Raw genomic sequence first — 4,320 nt, 5'->3', positions numbered from 1 at the left:
GAATATTTATCGATATTCACGTATAGCCTCTTTTCCTCAAATTTTGAATGAAAACATTTTCATACTAGAATACTTAAAATCTTCAAAAAATTCTTAAAGAGGTGGTATTGCATGAAATTTGGTTATTTCGATGATGAAAACAAAGAATACGTGATTACCACTCCTAAAACTCCATATCCCTGGATAAACTATCTGGGAACAGAGGACTTTTATTCCATCATCTCTCACATGGCAGGAGGTTACTGCTTCTACAAAGATGCAAGATTGAGAAGAATAACGAGGTTCAGGTACAATAACGTTCCAACAGATGCAGGTGGAAGATATTTCTACATAAGGGAAGAGAATGGAGATTTCTGGTCTCCCACCTGGATGCCAGTTAGAAAAGATCTCTCCTTCTTTGAAGCAAGACACGGCCTTGGATACACAAAGATCACAGGTGAAAGAAACGAGTTGAGAGCCACTATTACTTACTTTGTTCCAAGAAGCTTCACAGGAGAGGTACATTATCTTGTTCTGGAAAACAGAGCGGATACTCCCAGAAAGATAAAACTCTTTTCCTTTGTGGAATTCTGTCTTTGGAACGCACTCGATGATATGACGAACTTTCAAAGGAACTACAGTACAGGTGAAGTGGAAGTGGAAGGTGCTGTGATTTACCACAAAACAGAGTACAGAGAACGAAGAAACCACTATGCCTTTTACTCTGTGAATAGACCCATCGCGGGATTCGATACGGACAGAGAATCTTTCATAGGTCTGTACAACGGATTTGAAGCACCTCAGGCGGTTGTGGAAGGAAAACCAAGGAACTCCGTGGTGAGTGGTTGGGCACCTATAGCCTCTCACTGTGTGGAACTGGAACTCTCTCCTTTCGAGAAGAAGGACCTTATCTTCATACTTGGATACGTGGAGAATCCCGAGTCAGAGAAATGGGAAAAACCGGGAGTTATAAACAAAACACGTGCGAAAAAGATGATAGAATGCTTCAAGACAGCTGAAGATGTGGAGAGAGCACTGAACGAGCTGAAAGAGTACTGGAACGATCTCCTCAGCAAAATCCAGGTAAAAACATCCGATGAAAGATTGAACCGCATGGTGAATATATGGAATCAGTATCAGTGCATGGTCACGTTCAACATAGCCAGAAGTGCTTCTTACTTCGAATCTGGAATTAGCAGAGGAATAGGTTTCAGGGATTCAAATCAGGACATACTGGGTTTCGTCCACATGATACCAGAAAAGGCAAGGCAAAGAATACTGGATCTTGCATCCATACAGTTCGAAGATGGAAGCACGTATCATCAATTCCAGCCTCTCACGAAGCGTGGTAACAACGAGATTGGTGGAGGTTTCAACGATGATCCTCTGTGGCTCATACTCTCAACCAGTGCATATATAAAAGAGACGGGAGACTGGAGCATTCTAGAGGAAGAAGTTCCTTTTGACAACGATCCAAACAAAAAGGCCTCACTCTTTGAACATCTGAAGAGATCGTTCTATTACACGGTCAACAATTTAGGACCTCATGGTCTTCCTCTCATCGGCAGAGCGGACTGGAACGACTGCTTGAATCTGAACTGTTTTTCCAAAAATCCGGATGAGTCGTTTCAAACCACGGAGAACGCCCTTGATGGAAGGGTGGCAGAATCTATCTTCATAGCAGGGCTCTTTGTTCTGGCAGGGAAGGAATTCATAGAAATCTGCAAAAGAATGGGTCTGGAAGAAGAAGCGAAAAAGGCGGAAAAGCGCGTAAACAAGATGATAGATACCACTTTGAAGTATGGATGGGATGGAGAATGGTTCTTGAGAGCGTACGATGCCTTCGGAAGGAAGGTTGGAAGCAAAGAGTGTGAAGAAGGAAAGATCTTCATAGAACCCCAGGGAATGTGTGTCATGGCGGGAATCGGTGTGGAAAACGGATACGCTCAGAAAGCACTCAATTCAGTAAAAAAGTATTTGGACTCCCCTTACGGCCTTGTCTTACAGCAACCTGCCTACAGCAGATACTACATCGAACTTGGAGAGATATCAAGTTACCCTCCTGGTTACAAAGAAAATGCAGGAATTTCTGTCACAACAATCCCTGGGTCATCATCGCAGAAACCGTCATTGGAAGAGGGGAAAGAGCCTTTGAAATATACAGAAAGATCACACCCACCTATCTGGAAGATATCAGCGAAATTCACAGAACAGAGCCTTACGTTTATGCGCAAATGGTCGCAGGAAAGGATGCTCCAAGGCATGGTGAAGCCAAAAACTCATGGCTTACGGGAACAGCAGCCTGGAACTTTGTTTCTGTAACTCAACATATTCTGGGAATCAGACCCACATACGATGGTTTGATGATAGATCCCTGCATTCCAGAAGAGTGGGAAAGCTTCAAAGTAGTAAGGAAATTCAGGGGAACAACTTATGAGATTGAGGTAAAAAATCCGTTCCATGTATCCAAGGATGTAAAAGAAATCATTGTTGATGGTGAAAAGATAAAAGGACAGGTTCTTCCTCTCTTTAACGATGGTAAAACTCACAAAGTGCAAGTAACAATGGGATAGCCCGCCTCCTTAAGATAAATTTTCTCAATATGTCTCACAAAGAGAAGGAGTTTCCTCTTCTTTCTTTGCGTGAGTCTGTGCTAAAATGTTCCGGTAAAACCAAAACAGCGAGGTGAAGGATTATGAAAAAATTCCCAGAAGGCTTTCTGTGGGGAGTGGCAACTGCTTCTTATCAAATTGAAGGTTCCCCTCTGGCGGATGGAGCGGGATTGTCCATCTGGCATACCTTTTCACACACTCCTGGAAACGTGAAAAACGGAGATACGGGAGATGTAGCCTGTGATCACTACAACAGATGGAAAGAGGATATCGAACTCATGGAAACTCTAGGTGCAAAAGCCTACAGATTCTCCATAAGCTGGCCAAGGGTCCTGCCTGAAGGAACGGGAAAGGCGAATCAGAAAGGTCTGGACTTTTACAACAAAATCATAGACACCCTCTTGGAAAAAGACATCACACCATTTGTAACTATCTATCACTGGGATCTCCCCTTTGCACTTCAGTTGAAGGGAGGATGGGCAAACAGAGACATAGCCGACTGGTTTGCTGAATACTCAAGAATCCTCTTTGAAAATTTCGGCGATCGTGTAAAACACTGGATCACCTTGAACGAACCTTGGGTTGTTGCTGTTGTGGGACATCTGTACGGAGTTCACGCCCCTGGGATGAAAGATATCTACATAGCGTTTCACGCTGTTCACAACCTCTTGAGAGCTCACGCAAAATCGGTGAAGATCTTCTGAGAACTTGTAAAAGATGGAAAAATAGGAATTGTCTTCAATAACGGATATTTCGAACCTGCAAGCGATGATGAAAAAGATGTAAGAGTTGCTAAATTCTCCCATCAATTCACTAACTATCCCTTGTTTTTGAATCCAATATGCAAAGGTGATTATCCCGAACTTGTTCTTGAATTTGCCGAGAAATTCCTTCCAAAGAACTACAAAGAGGACATGAACGAAATCCAGCAAGAAATAGACTTTGTCGGTATCAACTACTACTCAGGACACCTGGTAAAGTACGATCCGAATTCACCTGGTGGAGCATCCGTTGTAGAGAGGGATTTACCCAAGACTGCAATGGGTTGGGAAATTGTCCCAGAAGGGTTGTACCATATCCTGAAAGGAGTAAGAGATGAATATAACCCGAAAGAAATATACATTACAGAAAATGGTGCAGCCTATGATGATGTAGTAGATGAGGATGGAAAAGTTCACGATCAAAACAGGATAGACTATTTGAAAGCCCATATTGGACAGGCATGGAGAGCCATTCAAGACGGGGTTCCGCTAAAAGGATATTTTGTCTGGTCACTACTTGACAACTTTGAATGGGCGGAAGGTTACTCAAAGAGATTCGGAATTGTGTACGTTGACTACAAAACACAGAAAAGAATCATAAAAGATAGTGGCTACTGGTATTCAAAAGTTATAAAAAGCAACGGTCTGGAAGATTAAGAGCGGGAACCCCCGCTCTTTTTTCCTTTTGATACCAAGTTTTTTCCAGATATTCATTCATTCCTCTCAAATATCAGTGATTATTTTCATTTAACCAAAATATTCTCCCATTTTCTCCTGTTTTCTCGCCTTGAAGTGGAAGTAATAAATGTGTCAAAATACATATAGGTCTGGACAAATGTGTTAAGTTATAGCACCAAATAAATGAAAAAACACCAGGAGTTTGAATCAATGTTTCAGTTGGGTAAATTCTATGGCTTGAGAGGATAAATAGGAACTCACTAATTAACACTAAATAAACATCATTAAGT

Annotated in this window: 2 protein-coding genes and 2 pseudogenes; 3 read left to right on the top strand and 1 reads right to left on the bottom strand. The window is 42.0% G+C overall.

The features are described from left to right. Positions 1-111: 111 nt before the first annotated feature. The 3 genes and pseudogenes from J7K79_RS03850 to J7K79_RS03835 form a co-directional block, all read left to right on the top strand. Positions 112-2,258, top strand: a pseudogene (locus J7K79_RS03850) (glycosyl transferase); the annotation flags it as partial. Positions 2,259-2,342: 84 nt separating this feature from the next. After that, positions 2,343-2,552, top strand: a complete 210-nt coding sequence (locus J7K79_RS03840; RefSeq protein ID WP_366932584.1) for a hypothetical protein — start codon at positions 2,343-2,345, stop codon at positions 2,550-2,552. Positions 2,553-2,674: 122 nt separating this feature from the next. Further along, a pseudogene (locus J7K79_RS03835) lies at positions 2,675-4,009 on the top strand (GH1 family beta-glucosidase). 73 nt (positions 4,010-4,082) lie between these two features. Here the strand turns inward: J7K79_RS03835 and J7K79_RS03830 are convergent. Continuing rightward, positions 4,083-4,320 (bottom strand): hypothetical protein (locus J7K79_RS03830; protein ID WP_296905354.1); only part of this gene is annotated, 238 nt, incomplete at its 5' end.

The sequence above is a fragment of the Thermotoga sp. genome, from assembly GCF_021162145.1.
GTDB lineage: Bacteria > Thermotogota > Thermotogae > Thermotogales > Thermotogaceae > Thermotoga.
This window is presented reverse-complemented; position numbering and strand designations above follow the sequence as displayed.